This window comes from Vibrio sp. vnigr-6D03, assembly GCF_002835515.1.
GTDB classification, from domain to species: Bacteria; Pseudomonadota; Gammaproteobacteria; order Enterobacterales; family Vibrionaceae; genus Vibrio; species Vibrio penaeicida.
On record NZ_PIZL01000019.1, the window covers coordinates 198,236 to 221,084 of the forward strand.

The window sequence follows — 22,849 nt, forward strand, 5'->3', positions numbered from 1 at the left end:
ATATAAAGCTCTTTTCACTTCATATCCCTTTTAAAAAATGCGGTAATTAGGAAAGTATATCAAAACGACTCTCATTTTGCTTTTTAATCCCTAAAAACTAACAAAGCCATCATTAACAATGAAATGAGTCAGTAACATCTTAAAGTTACTACTATCTACACTGTTTATGATGGCTTTAAAAAGCATTTGCTCAACCTAATAGATTGAGCAAAAGTTTCGAATTACAGGTCGAATTTAACTTCGTCTAGAAGTTTGATCGCTTTAGAGTGGTTACCTGCGATTTCTTCAAGAGAGATAGTATCTGCTTTGAAGTCACCCCAAGATGCAACTAGCTCAGAACGCTTAACACCTTCTTTAACTGGGTATTCGAAGTTCACTTCCGCGTACATAGCCTGAGCTTTGTTTTCTGTTAGGAATTCCATCAACTTCTTAGCATTCGCTTTATTTGGCGAGTGCTTAGCCATAGCCATACCACTGATGTTTACGTGAGTACCCGCTGCTTTTTGGTTAGGGAAGTTAATGTAAACCGCTTCAGCCCAAGCAAGTTGATCTTTGTTGTTTACCATCTTGCCAAGGTAGTAGCTGTTACCCAAAGATACGTCACATAGACCTTCTTTGATTGCTTTAACTTGTGCACGGTCGTTACCTTGAGGTTTACGTGCTAGGTTAGCTTTAACGCCTTCCAACCAAGTTTTCGTTGCCGCTTCACCTTTATGAGCAATCATAGAAGAGATCAGAGATACGTTGTAAGGGTGCTTACCGCTACGAGTACAAATCTTGCCTTTAAATTGTGGCTTAGCAAGATCTTCGTAAGTGAAGTCTTCACCTAATTTGCCAACGCGCTCACGAGAAGAGTAAACATTACGAGTACGTGTTGTGATACCAAACCACTCATTGTTGTTATCTTGATACTGAGCTGGAATGTTCGCTTCAATCACGTCGCTGTTTACAGATTGTACAAGACCTTTTTTAGACAATTCAGCAAGGCGGCTAATGTCTACAGTCAGAATAACGTCTGCTGGGCTGTACTCACCTTCTTGAGCTAGCTTTTCAGCCAAACCTTTCTTTGCAAACTTAACGTTTACTTTAATACCTGTTTCTTTAGTGAACTCTTTGAACATAGGTTCAACCAAGAAAGGCTGACGGTAAGAGTATACGTTAACTTCTTCAGCGGCCATTGCAGAAGGAGCAACCACACCACACGCAATGGCGGAAAGGGTTAGCAATTTTTTCATCGTATTCGTCCTTTGTGAAAGCATAATGATAATGTTTATCAGTCGCCTTATTATATTCAAACGAATCTCATTGACAATCATCCATTCTGTATCTAGATCAAAAAAACCTGTCATTTCTGACAGGTTTATCATTAATTTGGTAACGACATGTTTCGTCTCAATTTTATTTCACTGATACAAACTCCGGATATGCCCCTACTCCACAGTCGTGCATGTCCATACCTTCAAGCTCTTCTTCTTCCGTCACTCGGATACCCATTGTTACTTTCAGAACATACCAAACCACTAGGCTTGCTCCGAATACCCAAGCAAAGATAACAGCGGCGCCAAGAAGCTGGGTTGAAAAAGCAGCATCTGCGTTGCTCACTGGTACCATCATCAAACCAAACAGACCACACACGCCGTGCACTGAAATTGCGCCTACAGGGTCATCTATTTTCACTTTGTCCATCGCGACAATACTGAACACCACTAACGCACCTGCGGCTACACCGATTCCAACAGCAACCAGTGGAGAAGGAGACAGTGGATCCGCTGTGATAGCGACTAGACCCGCTAACGCACCGTTTAACACCATGGTTAGGTCTGCTTTGCCCCAAGTTGTTTTACACACAAGCAGTGCTGCGATTGCGCCAGCTGCTGCGGCTGCATTGGTGTTCAGGAAGATTTGACCTACCGCGGTCGCATTTTCAAAGTCCGACACCATCAATTGAGACCCACCGTTAAACCCAAACCAGCCGAACCATAAGATAAATGTACCCAATGTAGCTAGAGGCATGTTTGAACCTGGAATTGGGTAGATTTCACCATTCTTACCATATTTACCTTTACGCGCACCAAGTAGCACTACGCCAGCTAAAGCTGCAGCTGCACCCGCCATGTGCACGATGCCAGAGCCTGCAAAATCACTGAAGCCTGCTTCTGACAAGAAACCGCCTCCCCAAGTCCAGTAACCTTCCATTGGGTAAATAAACGCAGTTAATACAACGGAGAAAATCAAGAACGACCAAAGCTTCATTCGCTCAGCCACCGCTCCCGACACAACAGACATGGCGGTAGCAACAAACACCACTTGGAAAAAGAAATCAGACTCAAGGGAGTGATCGGCACCTTCACCTTGAGTACCAATCAATGCGCCAAATGATGGCAACCAACCACCTTCAGCATTGTCTACGTACATTACGTGATAACCAACCAACAAGAATGTCGTACAAGCAATCGCGTACAAGCAAATATTTTTGGTCAGAATTTCGGTGGTGTTTTTTGAGCGAACCAATCCCGCTTCTAACATGGCAAAGCCAGCGGCCATCCACATAACCAACGCACCTGAAATGAGAAAGAAAAAGGTGTCCAGTGCGTATCTTAGTTCGGCTACAGTTACTGATAGTTCCATAATAAAATCCTCAATTCCTTAAAGTGCTTCTGAATCCATTTCACCTGTACGAATTCGAATCGCTTGGTGAAGGTCATAAACAAAAATCTTACCGTCCCCAATTTTTCCCGTATGTGCTGCGTTGGTAATCGCTTCTACAACTCGGTCAACATTATCTGCTTGGGTAGCGATTTCTAATTTTACTTTTGGCAGAAAATCCACTTGGTACTCCGCTCCTCGGTACAGTTCGGTATGTCCTTTTTGACGACCGAAGCCTTTCACTTCGCTGACGGTCATCCCCTCGATACCTACGTCCGATAAAGCTTCCCTTACGTCGTCAAGTTTGAATGGTTTAATAATGGCATTGATTATTTTCATCACGTCCTCTCTGATTTGGTGTAATCCGTTAACACCTAGATAACAATCAAGGAGCGTGCCAAAAACCTAATAGACTGATTCTAAAGAATTAATGTACTTTCGGTGATTAAACAAAAAAGAGGATGCACAACATTAGTGCATCCTCTTCCCGAATTTGAAGCAGAGCTCAATCATTTCCCCATTTTGGGGACAGAGTAATGAAAAGCTGAAATTTGGAGCGTTAGTAAGACTTCACAAAATCCTTCCAGGCCTTGACTAAATCAACAAAATCCTCGAAGCCACAACTCGCACTGCTCTCACTTTCGTAAATATGCATATCTGGCTCATCGCATTCAGGCTGGTAGGTGAAACCATTTTCTTGAATAGTCACTTCTTCACGGGTGATAAGTACGCTGATCTCTCGCCCGTCGATTTTGTCTTCGTGATGCTGACCATCAACCATCCACTCAAGCCTTTGCAAAATACCGTCAATCACACTGATTTGAGCGTTCACTTCTTCTTGAAGCCAACGTCCTACGATCTCATGTCCCATACTGCATTTAACTAAGTAGTCTCCAGTCAGACTGTTCTTTGTGAATTGATATTCCATGGCGTTTTACTCGAAAAATCTTGAGGGAGCGGAGTGTACCACTATGCCGACGGCGAATCGAAGCTCACCTAGTAGTAATTTTAGAAAAAATGCTGAAGATAGGTGAATCGATAGTGAGATATAAGGAGAATTAAAAGCGCAGCAATGCACTGCGCTGAACATTTTTAAAGACCAGAGATAGTGTCTGTGGATATATTGTATGTACCAGTCGAGATTTCGCTTCCGTTTTTAATTACTTTCACTAGTTGAGAGTTAGCGAAATAAGTAATCAGGTAATCATTTGCTACTCCACCTTCACTGTCTTTAACGACGTATTCATGATCTCCTTGGGCATTTTCAGAAAAACCATAAACAACATCACCTTGTTCAAACCGAGTGTACATATATTTTCCTGTTCCTAGGTCCTGCGTAACTTCAAACTTTAGTGCCTGATTATTTGTCGCATAATAAAACGGTAAGTTTCCTGCAGAGTGCTCCAAAAAGCTGGCTAATCTGTAATTTAAGTCCATTGAGTCACTGGTAACGACAAAACCAACGCCTCCACCAACGGTAGATAGCTGAACCCGTATTTCCCCTTTACGTCCTAGTGTAATAGGGTCACCACTCAAGACGGACGCGCTAATTTTGTTCAGCAACTCATCTGTACTCATATCGCTTTTTGAAGCTAGGGCATCAAAAAAGAGCCCATTCATAAAAATAACTTTCTTTGCCGAATTCTCAATATGAATCGTATCTGCATCATACCCATTCAAATCTATGATATTACTATCATTATTCCCAAACAAACTCTCAAATTCACTCCAGTTTATATTCGGGGTAGGGGTTGGTTCAGTGTTGGATGAACCCAAATTGGGTGTCCCTGTATTATTAGTTGTATTATTGCTATTATCAGAGTCACCTCCACATCCAACCAAAGCGAAAGACAATACAGCCCCAAGAATATGTTTATTCATAATTTTACCTACTACTGACGAAAGTTTTGAATGTTATACAGAGTAGATCTAACTTAAAAATCGTTATTAGAGATATGACTCGCAATTGTTTATTAAGGTTAAAAATAAGCTAAGAACTCACAATAAAAACCGTTATTACCAAACAAAAAAACGCCCCTGACGGGGCGTTCTTAATTTAAGGTTTTACTTCAGTAAGCTTATGCAGGTTCTTGGAAGATTACTGTGTCTGCTTTTTCCGTGTACTGTCCCATCTTGTGGAAGTTTAGGTAACGGTAAGTATCCGCAGCAGTCGCATCAATTTGCTTAGCGTACTCTAGGTATTCCTCTTTTGTAGGAATATGTCCAAGTATCGCACCTACCGCAGCAAGCTCTGCAGACGCTAGGTATACATCAGCACCTGTACCTAAACGGTTCGGGAAGTTACGAGTAGATGTAGACATAACAGTCGCTTTATCTGCTACACGTGCTTGGTTACCCATACACAAAGAACAGCCTGGTGTTTCAATACGAACCCCAGCACGACCATAAATACCGTAGTATCCTTCTTCCGTTAGCTGATCACGGTCCATTTTCGTTGGTGGTGCAATCCACAAACGTGTATCCAACTGACCATTGTGTTTATCAAGCAATTTACCCGCAGCACGGAAGTGTCCGATGTTCGTCATGCACGAACCAATGAATACTTCATCAATATTGGTACCCTGAACTTCAGACAACAAACGAGCGTCATCTGGGTCATTTGGTGCACAAAGGATTGGCTCACTGATATCCGCTAAGTCGATTTCGATAACGTGTGCGTATTCTGCGTCATCATCGGCTTCCATTAACTCTGGATTCGCTAGCCACTCTTCCATTGCAGTAACACGGCGTTCGATCGTACGTACATCGCCGTATCCTTCAGAAATCATCCATTTAAGCATGGTGATATTAGAGTTTAAGTACTCTTCAATGGATTCTTGAGACAGTTTAACTGCACAACCAGCCGCAGAACGCTCTGCTGAGGCATCTGATAACTCAAACGCTTGCTCTACGGTTAGGTGTTCAACACCTTCAATTTCAAGCACACGACCAGAGAATTCGTTGATCTTACCCGCTTTTTCAACTGTCAAAAGACCTTGTTGAATTGCGTAGTAAGGAATCGCATGTACTAGGTCACGAAGTGTAATGCCTGGTTGCATGTCGCCTTTAAAGCGCACCAAGATAGACTCAGGCATATCCAGAGGCATTACCCCTGTAGCGGCTGCAAACGCAACCAAACCAGAACCCGCTGGGAATGAAATACCAAGAGGGAAACGTGTATGTGAATCACCACCTGTACCAACAGTATCAGGTAGAAGCATACGGTTTAACCATGAATGGATAACACCATCACCTGGACGCAGTGATACACCAGCTCGGTTCATGATGAAGTCTGGCAATGTGTGGTGCGTATTCACATCAACAGGTTTCGGGTATGCCGAAGTGTGACAGAATGACTGCATAACCAAGTCAGCCGAGAAGCCAAGACACGCCAAGTCTTTCAATTCATCACGAGTCATTGGACCGGTTGTATCTTGAGAGCCAACCGTTGTCATCTTAGGCTCACAGTATTGACCTGCACGTACACCTTCTACGCCACATGCCTTACCCACCATCTTCTGAGCTAACGTGTAGCCTTTATCTGAAGCTGAAGGATCAATTGGCTTAGCGAATAAATCGGTGTCAGCAAGACCTAGAGATGCGCGAGCACGGCTTGTTAAGCCACGACCAATGATCAATGGAATACGACCACCAGCACGTACTTCATCCAGTAGAACTTTACTCAATTCAAAGCTTGAGATTTCAGCACCGTTTTTGTGAACAACACCTTCGTATGGGAAGATATCAATGATATCGCCCATGTTCATCTCTTGTACGTCTAGTTCGATTGGCAGTGCACCGGAATCTTCCATCGTGTTGTAGAAGATTGGAGCAATCTTTCCACCTAAACAAACACCACCAGTGCGCTTGTTTGGAACGTAAGGAATATCTTCGCCCATGAACCAAAGAACGGAGTTCGTCGCCGATTTACGAGATGAACCTGTACCAACAACATCACCAACATAAGCTAACTGAATGCCGTCTTTTTGCAGTTCTTCGATTTGTTTAAGAGGACCAACGTTACCCTGATCGTCAGGTTTGATACCTTCTCGTTCCATCTTCAGCATCGCTTTAGCGTGTACTGGAATGTCTGGACGAGACCATGCATCTGGTGCTGGAGATAAGTCATCGGTGTTCGTTTCACCCGTGACTTTAAATACCTTAACGGTAATTTTTTCCGCGACTTTTGCTTTTGCTGTAAACCAATCTGCATCCGCCCATGATTGAAGGACTTGCTGAGCAGAAGCATTACCTGCTTTGGCTTTCTCTTCAACGTCATAGAATGCATCAAACATTAACAATGTATGGGAAAGTGCTTTTACAGCGATTGGGGCTAAATCGGCATCTTCTAGTAAAGAAACCAGTGATTCAATGTTGTATCCACCTTGCATGGTACCCAGAAGTTCAGCCGCTTTTTCACGACTTACTAACGGGGACGTTACTTCACTTTTAGTAATTGCAGTAAGGAAGCCCGCTTTAACATATGCGGCTTCATCTACACCCGGTGGAATACGATTTTCTAGAAGATCAATAAGGAAAGCTTCTTCGCCTGCTGGCGGATTTTTTAATAATTCTACAAGTCCCGCGACTTGTTCAGCATCAAGGGGTCTAGGTACAACTCCTTCTGCGGCACGCTCTTCGACGTGTTTACGGTAGGCTTCAAGCACGACTCATTCCTCTCATTGCGGTTTGACCTCCCTTGTGATCAAGAAGTACAAACATCCTTGGAAAAACTTGGCTGCCTTGCCGCTTTTATTATGAATAGTCTTATTCTGATTCTTAATAATCAACAGCGGCATAGGGCCAAACTGTGGGGTGGAGAATAGCAAATTTAACTTAAAATTAAAATCTTATCATTTTGACCAACATAGCAACTTGAGACTAAAGTTCTATGAATATGGTTGAATTATTTTGAATTAAAATGCCGTTCCCACGATCAGATATACTGAATTGAAATTTTGCTCTGTTTGTCCATACGCTAGAATTATAGGCCCTATTGGCGATTTTACACCCGCAAACAGCGAGCCTGCGACGTACATCGGAGCTTCGCTGATTTTAATGTTCGGATCAGACCATACTCCACCATATTCCGCAGATGCACCTATATAAACTGGTGACTGAAACAAGCCAAAGTTATTATCAAACCAACGGTATCGATAGACTAAACTACCGAATATTTTGTTTTGACCGATAAGGCTTTTACCCGGGATACCCGATAAATTTAGAAAGCCGCCAAGTGACTTGGGCATGATTGGAACAGACGCATTACGGCTTCGTGTAACTTCGTATTCAGCCGTCCCTACCAAAGTATGACGTTCATAGCTTTCTGCATGCCCTAATTTTATAGCAACTTCATTAACACGATCACTGGTGTACTCGTTGTCTTGATCTTCTTGAATATTGTCTTCCGATGCCAGCAATTCAAAATGCGCCAAGCTACCACGAGAAGGAAAATTCATATCGTCAAACGTGTCGTACCGATACCGTGCAAATATGCCTTTACGATTGAACAGCCCTTGCCCTAACGTAGGCAAAGTCGATATCGAAATTTCGCCAACAGTATACCGAATACCTGCCTTAAATTCCTGATCAAATGCGGGGTTTATCCCTAACGCAAGCTCTGATGAAAACTGAACATAGTTAACCGGAATGTAATCTTTTACGCCACCAAGAGAAATATCTTCCAACCCGTCCGCCCCAAATGGCGCTTTCTTATTTTCATTCCTATACGTCATTTTCGCACTAGTAAACACGTTCTGTTCATTGAATATCGGGCTATATAATTCTGCTTCAATCAGTTTTTCAGAGCCCATTTCAAGATTGGTTCGAATTTCGGCACCTTTATCATTCAGAGCGGTAAAGTTGGTGCTGACACCAATGGAATACTGACTTGCTGTTTGGAAATCATCTTCAAGAAAGAAACGAAAGTTAACGTAATTGGGTCCCCAATCTTTCTCATTAACTTCGATATGCAGCGTGGTTTTTCCATCTTCTTGTTGGTAGCGGTAAAGAACCTGTTCAAAGCGGTTGAGTGAATATAGCTGCTGAACGTGTTCTTCAAGTTCTTCCAAATCATATCGGCGACCTGCTTCCAAACCAAGAAACTGCTTTAACACGTTTTCGTTATAGTGGCTGTTATTGTGAATAACGATGTCGTCAATTAAGAGCTCATCGCCGTAATCAATGGCTTTTCGCGCTTCTTGTTTTCGGTAAATATACTTTTGGTAAAGTGCAGGCGTAACCACAAAGGACTCTAGTGCGTCTTTAGATTCAATAGCCGCTAGATAGCCCAATTCATACGCATCTGGCATACGGGAAAATTCTGTTGTCGACATATTGCCAACTTTGGGCTTGAGCAATACATCTTTATCTTGTAAATGGGTTGCTTGCCGCTGAGTGCTGCGTTGCACCATGTAATTGGAGAGCTGATCACCCACATTGAGGAACGTTTTTAGCTCTTGTTTGGACTGATAGTTTGTACTGATGTCCACAGCAATAACCAAGTCAGCCCCCATAGAGCGAGCAAGCTCGACGGGCATATTGTTGGTTACCCCTCCATCCACGAGCAATTTGTCCCCCAAAGGAAATGGCGGCAGCGCTCCAGGCACAGACATACTGGCCATCATGGCATCGGTTAAATAGCCGCTTTCTAATACGACGGGAGCTAACTCAACAATGTCTGTTGCCACAGCACGATACTTCACAGCTAAATCATCGAATGATGCCATAGGCGGAATGTTTCCTGCGGTCTCGCGCAAGATTTTATACATGTTTTGCCCCTGCACCACTCCGCGCGGCGCGGTGACTTCTATCCAACGTAACCCTAAATCGGTTCTGATCTGGTATCGGTCAAAATATTCTTTTTCACGAACGGGCAAATGCTGTCGCTCAACTCGATCGCGATAGCCACTGTTCCAATCTATCGTATGGATAAACGACTCGATTTCATCAGCCGACATGCCGGTAGAGTACAACCCTCCCACAAAGGCACCCATGCTGGTGCCTGTAATGATATCAACGGGAATATGCATCTCTTCGAGTGCTTTTAACACACCAATATGGGCTGCACCTTTTGCTCCACCGCCAGCGAGTACGACGGCGATAACGGGTCGCTCTTTCTCTTGATGTTCTGCCTCACGGAGTTGCTCCTGAGCATTAACAAAAGAGCTCAGTAAAGCCGCAATACTTACGGTTGCCACCATCACAGTGAAAGTTGCTATTCCATTAAACTTAGAGAAAAACAAAAGCACTCCTTTATCGATATCCTTATACCCCAGCACCTTAGACCCCCAACGCAGTTTCATGGTTTTGAGGGCTACATCAATGGCTTTAGTCAAATAAACTGCTCAACCATTTGGCGGGCTCACTTTTGCACGCCTCACGTGCATTACCGTTTTTATCCCAAACAGGAAGCGTAAATGCTTTATCGCAATCAACTTTTAATCCGCCATCAGGTTTAATCGCAAACCCTAAGGTAGTAATTTGTGCAGGCCACGGAAGAATGAGCTGTTCTGGAATTCGGTTTTGCAAATATTGGTGGTACACCCGCAATGCGCCACTTGCACCCGTTAACTTGGTAGGCTTGTTATCATCACGACCAAGCCAAAGAGTCACCACTTCGCGACCATCTACTCCTACAAACCAGCTGTCTCGAGTATCATTGCTGGTTCCCGTCTTTCCTGCCAGTGTCATACGGCTAAATTGACCTTGCAAATAGCGTCCAGTTCCCTCGGCAACCGCTTTCTTCATTGCATAAGTTGTTAACCAAGCCGCTTGTTGCGAAACTCGTTGTGATACTTTGGGAATAGAACGATACAGAACGTTTCCATCTAAATCTTTCACACTTCGAAGCGCGCTCAGTGGTGCTTTCTTACCGGAGTTCGTCAGCGTTTGGTACATCTGTGCGACTTGGTAAGGTGTCAAAGAAAACGATCCAAGAAACATAGACGGTACAGGGCGAATTTCCTGCCGATCTACACCAAGCTTTTCAAATGTGTCCATCACCTGAGGAATACCCAACTTCAGACCGAGTCTTACTGTAGGCACATTTAGTGATTTCGCAAAGGCTTGATACAAAGACACATCACCGCGAAATTTTCGATCGTAATTCTTGGGTGACCACACGCTCCCTTTACTGCCTTTGAGAGAGAATGGCGTATCATCTAACGTGGATGCTAGCGTGTATTCCGACGGATTCTGTAATGCAGTGAGATAGACCGCCGGCTTTGCCAAGGAACCGATCGGTCTTGAAGCATTCAAGGCTCGATTAAAGCCGTCATACCCAGTTCGCTTGCCGCCTACCATAGCGCGAATTTCTCCGCTGCGTCTATCCACCGCAATGCCAGCGGCTTCCAACCCTTTCCCGGACCTCAATTCCAATTGAGGAATTTTGGATTTCACCGCTTTTTCCAGCTCAAATTGCGAAACGGGATCCAGAGACGTAAATACTTTCAACCCAGTTTGCCTTTGGAAAGCCTCACCCACTTTCTGCTTTAACTCACGGCTAACCTGCTGAAAATAGGCTGGCTGGCGGCTGGCTATTTGCGGTTTATCTTGCGTATCCAAATCGCGGCTGGCCGCCATTTCAAACTGATGAGAAGTAAGAATGTCGTGCTGCATCATCAAGCGTAATACCAAATCTCGACGCTCTTTTGCTCGCTCCGGTTTCCGGACTGGGTTGTAATAAGAAGGACCTTTTACCATCCCCACCAGTAAGGCAATTTGGTCGATACGAAGCTCTTGCAAAGGTTGACCAAAATACAACCTCGACGCCAAACCAAATCCATGAATGGCTTCACCTCGGCTTTGACCTAAGTACACTTCATTCAAATAGGCTTCTAATATTTCATCTTTGCTATAACGATAATCCAATATCAGGGCGATATACGCTTCTCGGACTTTTCTCCAGAGTGTTCGTTCACGAGATAAGAACAAGTTTTTCGCTAGCTGTTGGGTCAGAGTACTCCCCCCCTGAACAGTGCGCCCTGCTTTTACATTTGCCACTAATGCTCTAAGAATCGCAAACGGAGAAACCCCTTCATGTTGGTAAAAGTCTCTGTCTTCTGTAACCAATAAGGCATCGACCAATACTTCAGGGAATTGCTCCCGCTTTAAGAAAAGGCGGTTTTCTTCCGTATTTTTTTCCAACATCCCGAGCATTTTAGGATCAATACGCAGGTACCCCATATCTCGCTCGGATTCGAGCGACTTTATCCTTTCCAAGCCTTGGGCGTTGAAATACAACATCACGTGGCGGGAAGCTTCTGGACCGTCTTCAAATTCGAAATCACGTCGAATAAGTTCAATTTTTGTCGATGAAGATGAATACTCCCCTGGATGTCGAGGAGCTCGGACTTTTCGATAATTGAGCACATCCAATTCTTTACGAAGCTGTGGTAATGTCACAGGACTTCCAGGGCTCAGCGTCAATACTCGTCCATAAACGACTGTTGGTAGGTCAAATAGCTGACCTTCAAATTTCTGGCGAACCACGCTATCAAGGTAGATACCGACAAAAACCAACACCGCAAACACGGTAACGGTTGTTTTCCACGCTAACCCCCAAAGAGTACGCAACCAACCTTTTGACGTTTTCTTTTTTGTTTTGTTTTGACGAGGGCGTTTCTTTTGAGTGCTCTTTTTAGCCGTCGTTTTTTTTGTCGTTCGCCCTGACGTTTTCTTTTTATCTGTCATGAATTCAACTGTCGTTTGGTTTTCGTTGTCGCCACATGGTTAGCCGGATCATCCGGCCAAGGATGTTTAGGGTAACGCCCTTTCATTTCTTTTTTTACTTCGTGATACGAGCCCTGCCAAAATGCGGCTAAATCTTGCGTAATTTGAATCGGTCGTCGAGCTGGAGAAAGCAGTTCTAGCACCACAGACACCCGCCCACTCGCCACTGTTGGAGAAGCTTGTTCACCAAACACCTCCTGTACTCTGACTGAAAGCATTGGCGGCTTTCCTTCTTGATAATCAATTTGCCGACTTTGCCCTGTAGGCAATGTATAACGCTCCGGTAGCCACTCATCGATTTTCTGGTTCAATGGCCAACCTAAGTAGGCAGTGAGCGCTTGGTGTATATCGACCTTTTTTAGGGTCTTCATGTTAGAAACACCGTTCATAAATGGCAACAGCCACTCTGTCAGATTATCAAGCAAGCCCGAATCTGAGACGTCAGGCCATGTTTCTTCCTCAATCCATGCCTGACCGCATCGAATACGTTGAAGTAAACGCTCAGATTTGTCCGACCAAGGGAGAGCATGAGTGCCCCTTTCACGGATGTAATCCAACAATGCGTTGGACTTTTGTTGCTCACTGATGTTTTGGGTTGGTTTGCTTTCTAGCACAATAGCACCTATCTGCAGCCTTTCCTCTGCTAAAAGCTCTCCTTTTTTGTCATCCCAATACACATAAGTGGCTTGATTCACTCTATTTTTAGGTACAACATCCAACGGACAAGCAAGATACACTTGGCTGTCACTGCGATGGTTTTTCATCAGATCCACGACAACCAAGTACTCACTTTTCACTAACGAAGACAATGAATCGACTTGCGCGCCATGCCCGTTCGCCAATAGGTAGTTCTCACTTTCTGTTTTTCTTTGCCTAGCGATTCTGTCGGGGTAAGCCCAGCAAAGACATTCACCTGCAAGTGATTCATCAGCACTCCCTTTTAAAACCGAGCTAAACCTAGCAGCTAAACTCGACATTCTGGTTTGTACTTTCTTTTGTTTTTGGTGATGCCCGTCTTTAAAACGCTGCAAGGCATGCATCAAGTTATCACCTTGCCGCTCTGGTTCTTCTATCAAAGCCGTTAGCGTTACGGCACACTGCAAATAGGCAGCTCCTTTCGAATGGGCTTTTAATAACATGGCAGCAGTCCTTGGGTCGGTTCCCAGCGCCTGCGCCTGTTTTCCTAGCTCAGACAGCGTGCCAGAATCACTCAGTAAACCGAGCTGATTGAGCAGATCTTTTGCTGTATCAATGGCAGCTTTGGTTGGTACATTAAGCCAATGCGAGTAAGAAAATGCGTCACTCCCCCATTGAAACATTTCGAGCAACACAGAAGACAAGTCGCTCCGAAGGATTTCTGGCTCTGGTACTTTAGGTTGTTGCTTGAATTGCTGCTCGCTGTACATACGTACACAAATACCGGGTTCTAGCCTACCAGCACGACCGGCACGTTGATGAGCAGAGGACTGCGCAATCCTTTGTTGTTCTAATCGAGTGATGCCTGTTTTTAACTGAAAACTGGCAAAACGCTCCAACCCGCTGTCGATAACAATGCGAATTCCCTCAATGGTTAAACTGGTTTCCGCAATATTCGTCGCTAACACAACCTTTCTTTTTCCCTGCTCTGCAGGAGAAATAGCCAGTTGCTGCTCAGCAAACGTTAATTGACCAAATAACGGGAATACATCTACGTCAGAATCAAGTTCATTCAGCGATTCCATAACTTGGTTGATAGCACCAGCTCCCGGTAAAAAAACCAAGATAGACCCGTCTTCACTACTAAGAAGAGAGCGAACCTGTTTTGCCACAGCTGTTGTCAGCCTGTCATTGGGCATCAGCGGCGCATATCGGTATTCAATAGGGTAGCCTCGCCCGTCAGATTCAATATAAGAAGCCGAAGGCAACAACCCCTTTAACGCCATTTCATCAAGTGTCGCAGACATAACAAGCAATGTTAGGTCTTCTCTAAATACTTCTTGGATCTCCAAGCAAAATGCCAAACTGGTGTCCGCGTGGATACTGCGCTCATGGAATTCATCAAAAATGACCATCGCAACACCAGTCAGCTCCGAATCAGACTGAATCATCCGTGTCAAAATACCTTCAGTAACCACTTCTAAACGCGTGTTTTTGCTTGTTCTCTTTTCTCCACGGACACGGTACCCAACGGTCTCACCTACCTTCTCTCCTAATTGCTTAGCGAGATAAGTGGCAATGTTCCGCGCAGCCAATCGCCGAGGTTCCAGCATGATAATTTTGCCTTCCACCACATTTTGCTTAAGCAGCTGTAGAGGCAGATGAGTTGATTTCCCAGCCCCTGGCTCAGCTTTTAGCACCACTTGGTTTTGTGTTCTTAACGCAACCAACAATTCAGGAAGAACGGCTTCTATCGGGAGCGGTAACTTAGAGGATTGTGACAATGAGAGATCCTTGTGCTGTAATGGGTTTGGTTTACAAACCGTATTCTTGATGCAAGGTGAGACATGATACTCACGTGCTCTTTAATAACGTATTTTTAAATGACACACGGTAAAGTCATTCGTTTTTAAATACAGTGAGTTCTCACCAAAGCATTGTACATAATAACAGTATCAAACCCCAAACGACGACTTATGGAATTTACTTCACCGTTACAACGTGCAACGTTGATCAAAAGATACAAACGCTTTCTGGCGGATATAGAACTGGAAGACGGCTCCGTTACCACCATCCATTGCGCCAATACAGGCGCAATGACCGGTTGCGCCGATCCCGGCAATACGATTTGGTATTCCGTATCCGATAACCCGAAAAGAAAATACCCATACAGTTGGGAGCTTTCACAAAATGCTCAAGGCGACATGATATGCATCAATACAGCTAAACCCAATGCATTGGTGGTTGAAGCAATCAAACAAGGTCGCATTCCAGAGCTAATTGGGTACGACTCTTTAAGAACAGAGGTGAAATATGGTAGTGAAAACAGCCGTATTGATGTCCTTCTAGAAAGCGAAGATCGCCCGAAGTGCTATATTGAAGTGAAAAGTGTGACTTTATTAGAGGAAAATGGACAAGGCTATTTTCCTGATGCAGTCACAACGCGAGGACAAAAGCACCTTCGCGAGTTGATGGAAGTCTCAAAAAATGGAAGCAGAGCCGTACTTTTTTTTACTGTTTTACATACTGGTATTGAAAAAGTGTCTTCAGCACACCATATAGATGCGAAATATTCACAACTGTTAAATCAAGCGAAAGAAAGTGGCGTGGAGATATTGTGCTACAAAGCCAAACTCTCTGAACGTGAAATGCAACTGATTCAAAATGTTGAATTTATCAACAACAATGAAAAATGATGCGAACTTCACAATGGCAAGGGCCCACCATTACGAGTCATTGCCACCAGCTTTTCTTTCTGCTATAGATACCCGCCTTAATTTGTCTGCTGGTCAGTCAAAAAGGTGTAAGTAGGAGATGCTGTATGCCAGAAAGTAACAAAAGAAAAACGCTAGGCATCCTAGCAATTGCAGGGGTTGAGCCTTACCAAGAAAAGCCAGGTGAAGAGTACATGTCACCTGACCAGTTAGCTCACTTTACAAAAATTTTAGAAGCTTGGCGCAATCAGCTCAGGGAAGAAGTCGATCGCACTGTGCATCACATGCAAGATGAAGCATCAAACTTTCCAGATCCTGTTGACCGTGCTTCGCAAGAAGAAGAATTTAGTTTAGAGCTGCGTAACCGAGATCGTGAGCGCCGCCTAATTAAAAAAATTGAGAAGACGCTTGATAAAATCGAAGATGGTGACTTTGGTTACTGTGAATCTTGTGGTGTTGAAATTGGCATCCGTCGATTAGAAGCTCGCCCAACTGCTGATTTGTGTATCGATTGTAAAACGCTTGCTGAAATGAAAGAAAGACAAATGCAAGGCTAATTCAGCTGCGCTAAAGCAAGGATAAAAGGGAGCCGATTCGCTCCCTTTTTTGATGAATACCATGAGTAAATCCAATTACATAGGGCGCTTTGCCCCATCCCCATCTGGCCCTCTTCATTTTGGCTCACTTATTGCCGCTTTGGGCAGCTACTTCCAAGCTAAGTCTTTACATGGAAAGTGGTTGGTTCGAATGGAAGATCTCGATCCGCCCAGAGAAATGGTTGGCGCGGCTGGTTTGATTCTATCGACTCTCGAAAAATATCACCTATTTTGGGATGACGAAGTCATTTATCAAAGCCAACGCCACAACGCTTACCAAGCGCAAATAGATCAGTGGTTAAAAGATGGAGTGGCATATTACTGCGAGTGTAGCCGAAAGCAGATAAAAGAAGCGGGTGGTTTTTATCCTGGTACTTGCAGAGCAAAAAAATTGCTCAACGATCAACCCTGTGCCGTGCGACTTACCATGACGCACCCTGTGACTGAGTTCAACGATTTGCGACACGGTTCAATACCCATTCCAGCCTCTTTAGCGCAAGAGGACTTTATTATTAAGCGACGGGACGGTTTATTTGCTTATAACCTTGCGGTTGTTTTAGATGACATTCATCAGGGCGTAACGGAAGTGGTTCGCGGAGCTGACTTAATCGAACCTACAGGTCGCCAAATCAGCTTATATCAAATGCTTAAAAAAACACCGATTCAATACTTACACCTGCCGTTAGCCGTTGATGATAGAGGAAATAAGCTCTCAAAGCAGAATCGTGCAGAGGGTATTCTTCAAGACGATCCCAAACCTGAAACATTGCTAGCAATGAGCTTCTTAGGCTTTGATATTACAAAAGAATTAGAGCAAGCTACTCAAGAAGAAATACTGCAATGGGGCATCGAAAACTGGCACTTAAAACAGTTACCAGACAAGATCAAAATCACGTCCCCATTCTCAAACAAGGACAGCTAAGCTATTATTAGCCGCAATTTTTGAGCACAAACGTAATAGAGGTGGGCTATTTTTAGTCAAGTTACTCGCTTTTGCCGTAAAATCCTTACCAGCAAGGGCCAACAAAATAGTCGCTCAAACGGAGAAATTACTCTGAATATTATTACACGAGAAGATCACAACATTTCTCGCAAACAGATAAGCGACAATGCACTGAAAGTGCTCTACCGCCTGCATAATGCTGGATACGATGCGTTTCTGGTAGGTGGTGGTGTACGTGACCTTTTATTAGGCGAACAGCCAAAAGATTTTGATATCGCGACGAACGCCACTCCAGAACAGATAAAAAGCCTGTTCAGAAACTGCCGTTTAATTGGTCGTAGATTCCGCCTTGCGCACATTATGTTTGGGCGCGATATCATAGAAGTTGCCACTTTCCGTGGTCATCATCAAGAACCGACTAAAAACGTTGCTGCGCAGTCTAAAGAAGGCATGCTGCTTCGTGATAATGTGTATGGCACCATAGATGAAGACGCTGAACGACGTGATTTCACTGTAAATGCAATGTATTACAACATTGCCGATTACAGTATCCATGATTATGCTGGCGGTATTGATGATCTTGATGATGGGCTAATCCGCCTCATCGGCGATCCAGAAACACGCTACCGAGAAGATCCGGTTCGAATGCTTCGTGCTGTTCGTTTTGCCGCTAAGTTGGACATGGATATCTGCGAAGGCACGGCAGCTCCAATCAAAGAGCTGGCGCACTTACTGCAAGACATCCCAGCAGCGCGATTGTTTGAAGAGTCACTAAAACTGCTGCAATCAGGCTATGGATTGGAAACCTACCACTTGTTACGTGAGTACGATCTTTTCCAACCATTGTTCCCTGAAATTGCTCGCGAATTTACTGAAGAACAAGAAAGCCCAACCGAAAAAATGATTGAGCTAGTATTGGAATCTACAGACAAGCGCATCCAAGATGGCAAACGAATCAACCCTGCCTTCATGTTTGCAGCGTTACTTTGGTACCCACTGAATCAACTTGCTGAACGATTGATGGAAAAGCGAAATTTCGCTTACTACGACGCCATCATGGAAGCCAGTAATATGATTCTAGATGAACAAGTTAGAAGTCTTGCGATACCAAGACGCCACACTGCAACCATTCGAGAGATATGGCAGCTCCAGCTACGATTGCTAAGACGTAATGGTAAACGAGCAACTCGCCTACTTGAGTTGAACAAGTTCCGTGCGGGTTTTGATTTCCTTGAAATGCGTGGTGAAGTCGAGCAAGGTGACACCAAAGAGTTGGCGAAATGGTGGCAAACTTACCAAAATGCAGGTCGCAATATGCGCCAAGCTATGGTGAACGAATTAGGCGGTTCAAGTACTGGGCAGCGCCGACGTAAGACGTACAGAAACAAAAAAAGAAAGCCACAGGAATGATTACAGTATACATCGCTGTTGGCAGCAATTTATCTGATCCCGTCACTCAGGCAAAACAGGGAATCGAAGCGCTTAAAGACATTCCAAATTCAGAATTTGTTTGCACTTCTTCCCTGTATAGCAGTACGCCAATGGGACCACAGAATCAACCCGACTACATCAATGCCGTGGTTGAAATAAAAACCAGTTTGACGCCACTTGAACTTCTCGATTGCACTCAAACAATCGAGCTTGAGCAAGGGCGTGTCCGTAAAGATGAGCGATGGGGACCAAGAACCCTCGATTTGGATATCATCTTATACGGCAATGAGGTGATCGATTCAGAGCGTCTCACCGTTCCACACTATGGAATGAAGGTAAGAGAATTTGTTCTCTACCCACTCGCTGAAATCGCACCACGTTTAACTCTCCCTGACGGGACGCAACTGCAGACATTGTTGGAGCAAACTGACCGTAATGGTCTCAACATCTGGTCGTCATAAGTTGCCCCTAATAAGGATATAAAATGAAAAACGTCACTATTAATACGCTCATGACCTGGAAGCAAGAAGGTCAAAAATTCGCGACATCGACTGCGTACGATGCCAGCTTCGCCCAATTGTTTGAAGAGCAAGAAATGCCACTGCTTTTGGTTGGTGATTCATTGGGAATGGTACTCCAAGGTGAAAGCTCGACATTGCCCGTCACCATTGATGACATTGCTTACCATACTCGATGTGTACGTGCTGGAAGCCCAAGCAGTCTTTTGCTGGCTGACATGCCGTTCATGACTTATGCAACCCCTGAGCAAGCTTGTGAAAACGCCGCTAAGCTCATGCAAGCGGGAGCAAACATGGTCAAAGTTGAAGGCGGAACTTGGCTCGCTGATACCATCAGCATGTTGACAGAACGCTCTGTACCTGTCTGCGCTCACCTTGGTTTGACTCCGCAATCTGTCAATATTTTTGGTGGCTTTAAAATTCAAGGTCGTGATGCCGAGCGTGCCGAGCAAATGGTACAGGATGCGATTGCTCTCCAAAACGCAGGTGCACAACTTCTAGTGCTGGAATGCGTTCCAGCCTCTCTTGCGAAGCGTATTACCGAAAGCCTAACGATTCCAGTGATTGGTATTGGTGCGGGTCCGGATACTGACGGTCAAATATTAGTGATGCATGATATGTTTGGTATTGCAGCCAACTACATGCCAAAATTCTCCAAGAACTTCCTAGCTGAAACTGGTGATATTCGTAAAGCCATTACGAAGTACAAGGACGATGTACAAAATCAGATTTTCCCAGGTGTCGAGCACACCTTTGAGTAAGGAAACATAATGCAAACTTTCACTGATATTGCATCCCTTAGAGAACAAATCAAACAGTGTAAACGCGATGGTCGTCGTATTGCATTTGTTCCAACCATGGGCAACTTGCACGAAGGGCATCTTACGCTTGTGAGAAAGGCTCGTGAGCATGCCGACATTGTGGTGGCGAGTATTTTTGTTAACCCGATGCAATTTGAACGTACGGACGACTTAAATAACTACCCGCGCACGCTTGAAGAAGACTTGAGCAAGCTGAACGGTGAATCGGTCGAGTTTGTGTTTACGCCAACACCGGAAATCATGTATCCGGAAGGTCTCGATAAACAAACATATGTAGAAGTTCCAGGGCTGTCTCATATGCTTGAAGGCGCATCGCGCCCAGGACATTTCAAAGGCGTATCAACCATCGTTGCTAAGTTGTTCAACATTGTTCAGCCAGATATCGCATGCTTTGGCGAAAAAGACTTTCAACAACTTGGCATTATCCGTCAAATGGTCATCGATCTCGCCATGGATATTGAGATTATTGGTGTACCTACCGTCCGTGAAATGGATGGTTTGGCAATGAGTTCTCGTAACTCTTTACTTACCATTGACGAACGTCAGAGAGCACCTGTCGTTGCTCGTACCATGCGCTGGATCAGCAGCCAAATTCGTGGCGGGCGAGATGATTACGCTTCCATCATCGAAGATGCCAATGATCAGTTGCGCGCTGCCGACTTGCAGCCTGATGAAATTTTTATTCGGGACGCTCAAACGCTTCAACCTATTACGAGTGAATCGTCTCAAGCTGTCATCCTAATTTCTGCCTACTTAGGAAAAGCTCGCTTGATTGACAATCAAGTATTTGAACTGACAAACGATGTAAAAGAGAGCAGTGAAGACAAAAGCGAGTAATAAGAGATAAAGGTGAGTAATCACTTTTTATCTTAAGGCGTAAGCAAAAGTCTTCTGGTTCAATTACATAAATGACAAAAACGGGTCGCTCAGGCGACCCGTTTTATATTTAATGCTTCTAGAAGCTATCATGCTCTAAAACACGCTCACTTGAGCAAACGTCATTGATAGATTAGCTTCGCAGCCCTATCCCTTTAGCAACCAAATAATGCGCCACGGCGTACAAGCCAATGATGAAAACGCCTAAAACTCCAAAAGAAGTCGCAATACCAACATCCGACACACCTAAAAAGCCGTAACGAAAGGCATTTACCATGTAAACAATGGGGTTAATTTTCGACACTCCCTGCCAAAACTCTGGAAGCAAGCTGATGGAGTAAAACACACCACCTAAATAGGTTAGCGGCGTTAGAACGAATGTAGGGATAATGGAAATATCATCAAATGTACCTGCAAATACTGCGTTGATGAGCCCACCTAATGAGAACACAACTGAGGTGAGAAAAACGGTGGCAATAATAATGCCCCAATGCTCAACTTGAAGATCGACAAAAAACAGTGAAACCAAGGTAACTATTGCGCCAACCAATAAGCCACGAACCACGCCTCCCATCACAAAGCCTGCAATAATCACATAATTGGGCACTGGTGCGACCAACAGCTCTTCGATATTTTTCTGGAATTTCGCACTAAAAAATGAAGAGGCAACATTAGAATAGGAGTTAGTGATCACCGACATCATGATAAGACCGGGGACAATGTATTCCATATAGGAAAATCCGCCCATTTCACCAATTCTTGAACCAATCAGGCTACCAAATATAATGAAATATAGTGTCATAGTGATTGCTGGCGGAACCAGAGTTTGTACCCAGATCCGCATGAAACGATTCACTTCTTTCGCGAGTAGGCTTTGGAACGCTGTCCAATACAGTTGATACATGTCTTTACCCCTGCTCTCTTACAATGGTCACAAACAGCTCTTCCAGTCGATTGGCTTTATTGCGCATTGAGAGCACATGAACACCACTTTCTGTCAGTTGAGTGAATACATGATTCAACCCTTCCGTTTTTTCTAATTCAATCTCCAAGGAGTCATTCACTAAGCTCTGAGAATTAACACCAGTAAGCTCAGGCACTTTAGCGCCATGCTCTAAATCCAAAATAAAGGTTTCAACATGAAGCTTATTGAGTAGATCTTTCATCGTCGTGTTTTCAATCAACTCACCGCGATTGATAATGCCAATATTGCGACACAGCATTTCAGCCTCTTCTAAATAATGCGTTGTCAAAATAATGGTAATACCTTGCTCGTTGATTTCTTTTAGGAAATCCCACATCGAGCGTCGCAACTCAATATCGACCCCCGCGGTTGGTTCATCCAAAATCAATAATTGCGGCTCATGCATCAATGCCCTTGCGATCATTAAACGGCGCTTCATCCCTCCAGAAAGGTTTCGAGCTCGCTCTTCGCGTTTTTCCCACAAATCGAGTTTCGTCAGGTATTTCTGCGCACGCTCTTTGGCCAACCCTTTGCTTACACCATAGTATCCCGCTTGTTGCAATACGATTTGCTCAACCGTTTCAAACTGGTTGAAGTTAAATTCTTGCGGTACTAGACCTAAATTTTGTTTAGCCAGCTCTAGGTGTGAATCAATATCGTGCCCAAAGACTTTCACGTTCCCTGAACTTTTGTTTACGAGAGAGGTGATAATTCCAATGGTTGTCGACTTCCCCGCCCCATTAGGACCGAGAAGTGCGTAAAAATCGCCTTTTTCGACATTCAAACTGATGCCCTTTAAAGCTTCAAACCCACCCGCATAGGTTTTTCTAAGTTGTTCTATTTCTAATGCGTACATGCTTGCCGCGCTCTTTTCGAAGATAACCAAAAGGAAATGCTGACGATGTGTCAACTTTTCAAGTCTATTGCTCAAATAAAAAGCGCAGCTCGTTGGCTGCGCTTTTTTTATTGTTT

The 22,849-nt window shown here is 44.2% G+C and carries 18 protein-coding genes; 7 read left to right on the forward strand and 11 right to left on the reverse strand.

The window, feature by feature from the left end:
• Positions 1-221 precede the first annotated feature (221 nt).
• The 9 genes from CW749_RS16035 to hrpB form a co-directional block, all read right to left on the reverse strand.
• Entirely contained in the window at positions 222-1,235 is a 1,014-nt protein-coding gene (locus CW749_RS16035) for a Fe(3+) ABC transporter substrate-binding protein (protein WP_101113276.1), read from the reverse strand.
• Positions 1,236-1,398: 163 nt separating this feature from the next.
• Positions 1,399-2,628, reverse strand: coding sequence for an ammonium transporter (locus CW749_RS16040; RefSeq protein WP_101113277.1), 1,230 nt, complete (start codon positions 2,626-2,628; stop codon positions 1,399-1,401).
• An 18-nt stretch (positions 2,629-2,646) separates the two neighbouring features.
• Positions 2,647-2,985 (reverse strand): P-II family nitrogen regulator, encoded by a 339-nt coding sequence (gene glnK / locus CW749_RS16045; protein WP_101113278.1) that lies wholly within the window; start codon positions 2,983-2,985, stop codon positions 2,647-2,649.
• A 220-nt stretch (positions 2,986-3,205) separates the two neighbouring features.
• Entirely contained in the window at positions 3,206-3,574 is a 369-nt protein-coding gene (locus CW749_RS16050) for a YacL family protein (protein ID WP_101113279.1), read from the reverse strand.
• A gap of 164 nt (positions 3,575-3,738) precedes the next feature.
• On the reverse strand, positions 3,739-4,527 hold the full coding sequence (locus CW749_RS16055) for a hypothetical protein (protein ID WP_101113280.1): 789 nt from the start codon (positions 4,525-4,527) through the stop codon (positions 3,739-3,741).
• 197 nt (positions 4,528-4,724) lie between these two features.
• On the reverse strand, positions 4,725-7,313 hold the full coding sequence (gene acnB / locus CW749_RS16060; protein ID WP_101113281.1) for a bifunctional aconitate hydratase 2/2-methylisocitrate dehydratase: 2,589 nt from the start codon (positions 7,311-7,313) through the stop codon (positions 4,725-4,727).
• Between the two features lie 249 nt (positions 7,314-7,562).
• Positions 7,563-9,983 carry a patatin-like phospholipase family protein gene (locus tag CW749_RS16065; RefSeq protein ID WP_343232626.1) on the reverse strand — a complete coding sequence of 807 codons (2,421 nt, stop codon included), beginning with the start codon at positions 9,981-9,983 and terminating at the stop codon, positions 7,563-7,565.
• Entirely contained in the window at positions 9,976-12,339 is a 2,364-nt protein-coding gene (gene mrcB, locus CW749_RS16070) for a penicillin-binding protein 1B (RefSeq protein ID WP_101113282.1), read from the reverse strand. The genes CW749_RS16065 and mrcB overlap by 8 nt, the downstream gene beginning before the upstream one ends.
• The gene (gene hrpB / locus CW749_RS16075; protein ID WP_101113283.1) at positions 12,336-14,798 is read right to left on the reverse strand and encodes an ATP-dependent helicase HrpB; all 2,463 of its coding nucleotides are present in this window, start codon (positions 14,796-14,798) and stop codon (positions 12,336-12,338) included. Before hrpB ends, mrcB begins: the two co-directional genes overlap by 4 nt.
• 192 nt (positions 14,799-14,990) lie before the next feature.
• Here hrpB and sfsA point away from each other — a divergent pair, with 192 nt between their 5' ends.
• From sfsA to panC, 7 genes are all read left to right on the forward strand, one after another.
• Positions 14,991-15,710: a DNA/RNA nuclease SfsA gene (sfsA, locus tag CW749_RS16080; protein ID WP_101113284.1), complete on the forward strand. Its 720-nt coding sequence runs from the start codon at positions 14,991-14,993 to the stop codon at positions 15,708-15,710.
• Between the two features lie 125 nt (positions 15,711-15,835).
• Positions 15,836-16,285 (forward strand): RNA polymerase-binding protein DksA, encoded by a 450-nt coding sequence (gene dksA, locus CW749_RS16085; RefSeq protein WP_101113285.1) that lies wholly within the window; start codon positions 15,836-15,838, stop codon positions 16,283-16,285.
• Between the two features lie 52 nt (positions 16,286-16,337).
• Positions 16,338-17,246 carry a tRNA glutamyl-Q(34) synthetase GluQRS gene (gene gluQRS, locus CW749_RS16090; RefSeq protein WP_101113286.1) on the forward strand — a complete coding sequence of 303 codons (909 nt, stop codon included), beginning with the start codon at positions 16,338-16,340 and terminating at the stop codon, positions 17,244-17,246.
• Positions 17,247-17,327: 81 nt separating this feature from the next.
• Entirely contained in the window at positions 17,328-18,677 is a 1,350-nt protein-coding gene (gene pcnB / locus CW749_RS16095) for a polynucleotide adenylyltransferase PcnB (RefSeq protein ID WP_237322469.1), read from the forward strand.
• A complete protein-coding gene (gene folK / locus CW749_RS16100) occupies positions 18,674-19,159 on the forward strand; it encodes a 2-amino-4-hydroxy-6-hydroxymethyldihydropteridine diphosphokinase (RefSeq protein ID WP_101113288.1) in 486 nt (161 codons plus the stop codon). Before pcnB ends, folK begins: the two co-directional genes overlap by 4 nt.
• A 23-nt stretch (positions 19,160-19,182) precedes the next feature.
• A complete protein-coding gene (gene panB / locus CW749_RS16105) occupies positions 19,183-19,977 on the forward strand; it encodes a 3-methyl-2-oxobutanoate hydroxymethyltransferase (RefSeq protein ID WP_101113289.1) in 795 nt (264 codons plus the stop codon).
• A 9-nt stretch (positions 19,978-19,986) separates the two neighbouring features.
• Complete coding sequence (gene panC, locus CW749_RS16110; protein ID WP_101113290.1) at positions 19,987-20,874, forward strand: pantoate--beta-alanine ligase; 888 nt, start codon at positions 19,987-19,989, stop codon at positions 20,872-20,874.
• Positions 20,875-21,046: 172 nt separating this feature from the next.
• On the opposite strand, the gene CW749_RS16115 is transcribed toward panC, so the two are convergent.
• Both CW749_RS16115 and CW749_RS16120 read right to left on the reverse strand, forming a co-directional pair.
• The gene (locus CW749_RS16115; protein ID WP_101113291.1) at positions 21,047-21,817 is read right to left on the reverse strand and encodes an ABC transporter permease; all 771 of its coding nucleotides are present in this window, start codon (positions 21,815-21,817) and stop codon (positions 21,047-21,049) included.
• A 4-nt stretch (positions 21,818-21,821) separates the two neighbouring features.
• A complete protein-coding gene (locus tag CW749_RS16120) occupies positions 21,822-22,733 on the reverse strand; it encodes an ABC transporter ATP-binding protein (protein ID WP_101113292.1) in 912 nt (303 codons plus the stop codon).
• Between the last annotated feature and the right edge of the window lie 116 nt (positions 22,734-22,849).

Bases quoted from the DNA above. Each gene is read 5' to 3' on its own strand.
- CW749_RS16040 (WP_101113277.1), bottom strand. From the start codon at position 2,628: ATGGAACTATCAGTAACTGTAGCCGAACTAAGATACGCACTGGACACC.
- glnK (WP_101113278.1), bottom strand. From the start codon at position 2,985: ATGAAAATAATCAATGCCATTATTAAACCATTCAAACTTGACGACGTA.
- dksA (WP_101113285.1), top strand. From the start codon at position 15,836: ATGCCAGAAAGTAACAAAAGAAAAACGCTAGGCATCCTAGCAATTGCA.
- CW749_RS16120 (WP_101113292.1), bottom strand. From the start codon at position 22,733: ATGTACGCATTAGAAATAGAACAACTTAGAAAAACCTATGCGGGTGGG.
- mrcB (WP_101113282.1), bottom strand. From the start codon at position 12,339: ATGACAGATAAAAAGAAAACGTCAGGGCGAACGACAAAAAAAACGACG.
- gluQRS (WP_101113286.1), top strand. From the start codon at position 16,338: ATGAATACCATGAGTAAATCCAATTACATAGGGCGCTTTGCCCCATCC.
- panC (WP_101113290.1), top strand. From the start codon at position 19,987: ATGCAAACTTTCACTGATATTGCATCCCTTAGAGAACAAATCAAACAG.
- CW749_RS16055 (WP_101113280.1), bottom strand. From the start codon at position 4,527: ATGAATAAACATATTCTTGGGGCTGTATTGTCTTTCGCTTTGGTTGGA.
- CW749_RS16035 (WP_101113276.1), bottom strand. From the start codon at position 1,235: ATGAAAAAATTGCTAACCCTTTCCGCCATTGCGTGTGGTGTGGTTGCT.
- panB (WP_101113289.1), top strand. From the start codon at position 19,183: ATGAAAAACGTCACTATTAATACGCTCATGACCTGGAAGCAAGAAGGT.
- sfsA (WP_101113284.1), top strand. From the start codon at position 14,991: ATGGAATTTACTTCACCGTTACAACGTGCAACGTTGATCAAAAGATAC.
- folK (WP_101113288.1), top strand. From the start codon at position 18,674: ATGATTACAGTATACATCGCTGTTGGCAGCAATTTATCTGATCCCGTC.
- CW749_RS16115 (WP_101113291.1), bottom strand. From the start codon at position 21,817: ATGTATCAACTGTATTGGACAGCGTTCCAAAGCCTACTCGCGAAAGAA.
- CW749_RS16050 (WP_101113279.1), bottom strand. From the start codon at position 3,574: ATGGAATATCAATTCACAAAGAACAGTCTGACTGGAGACTACTTAGTT.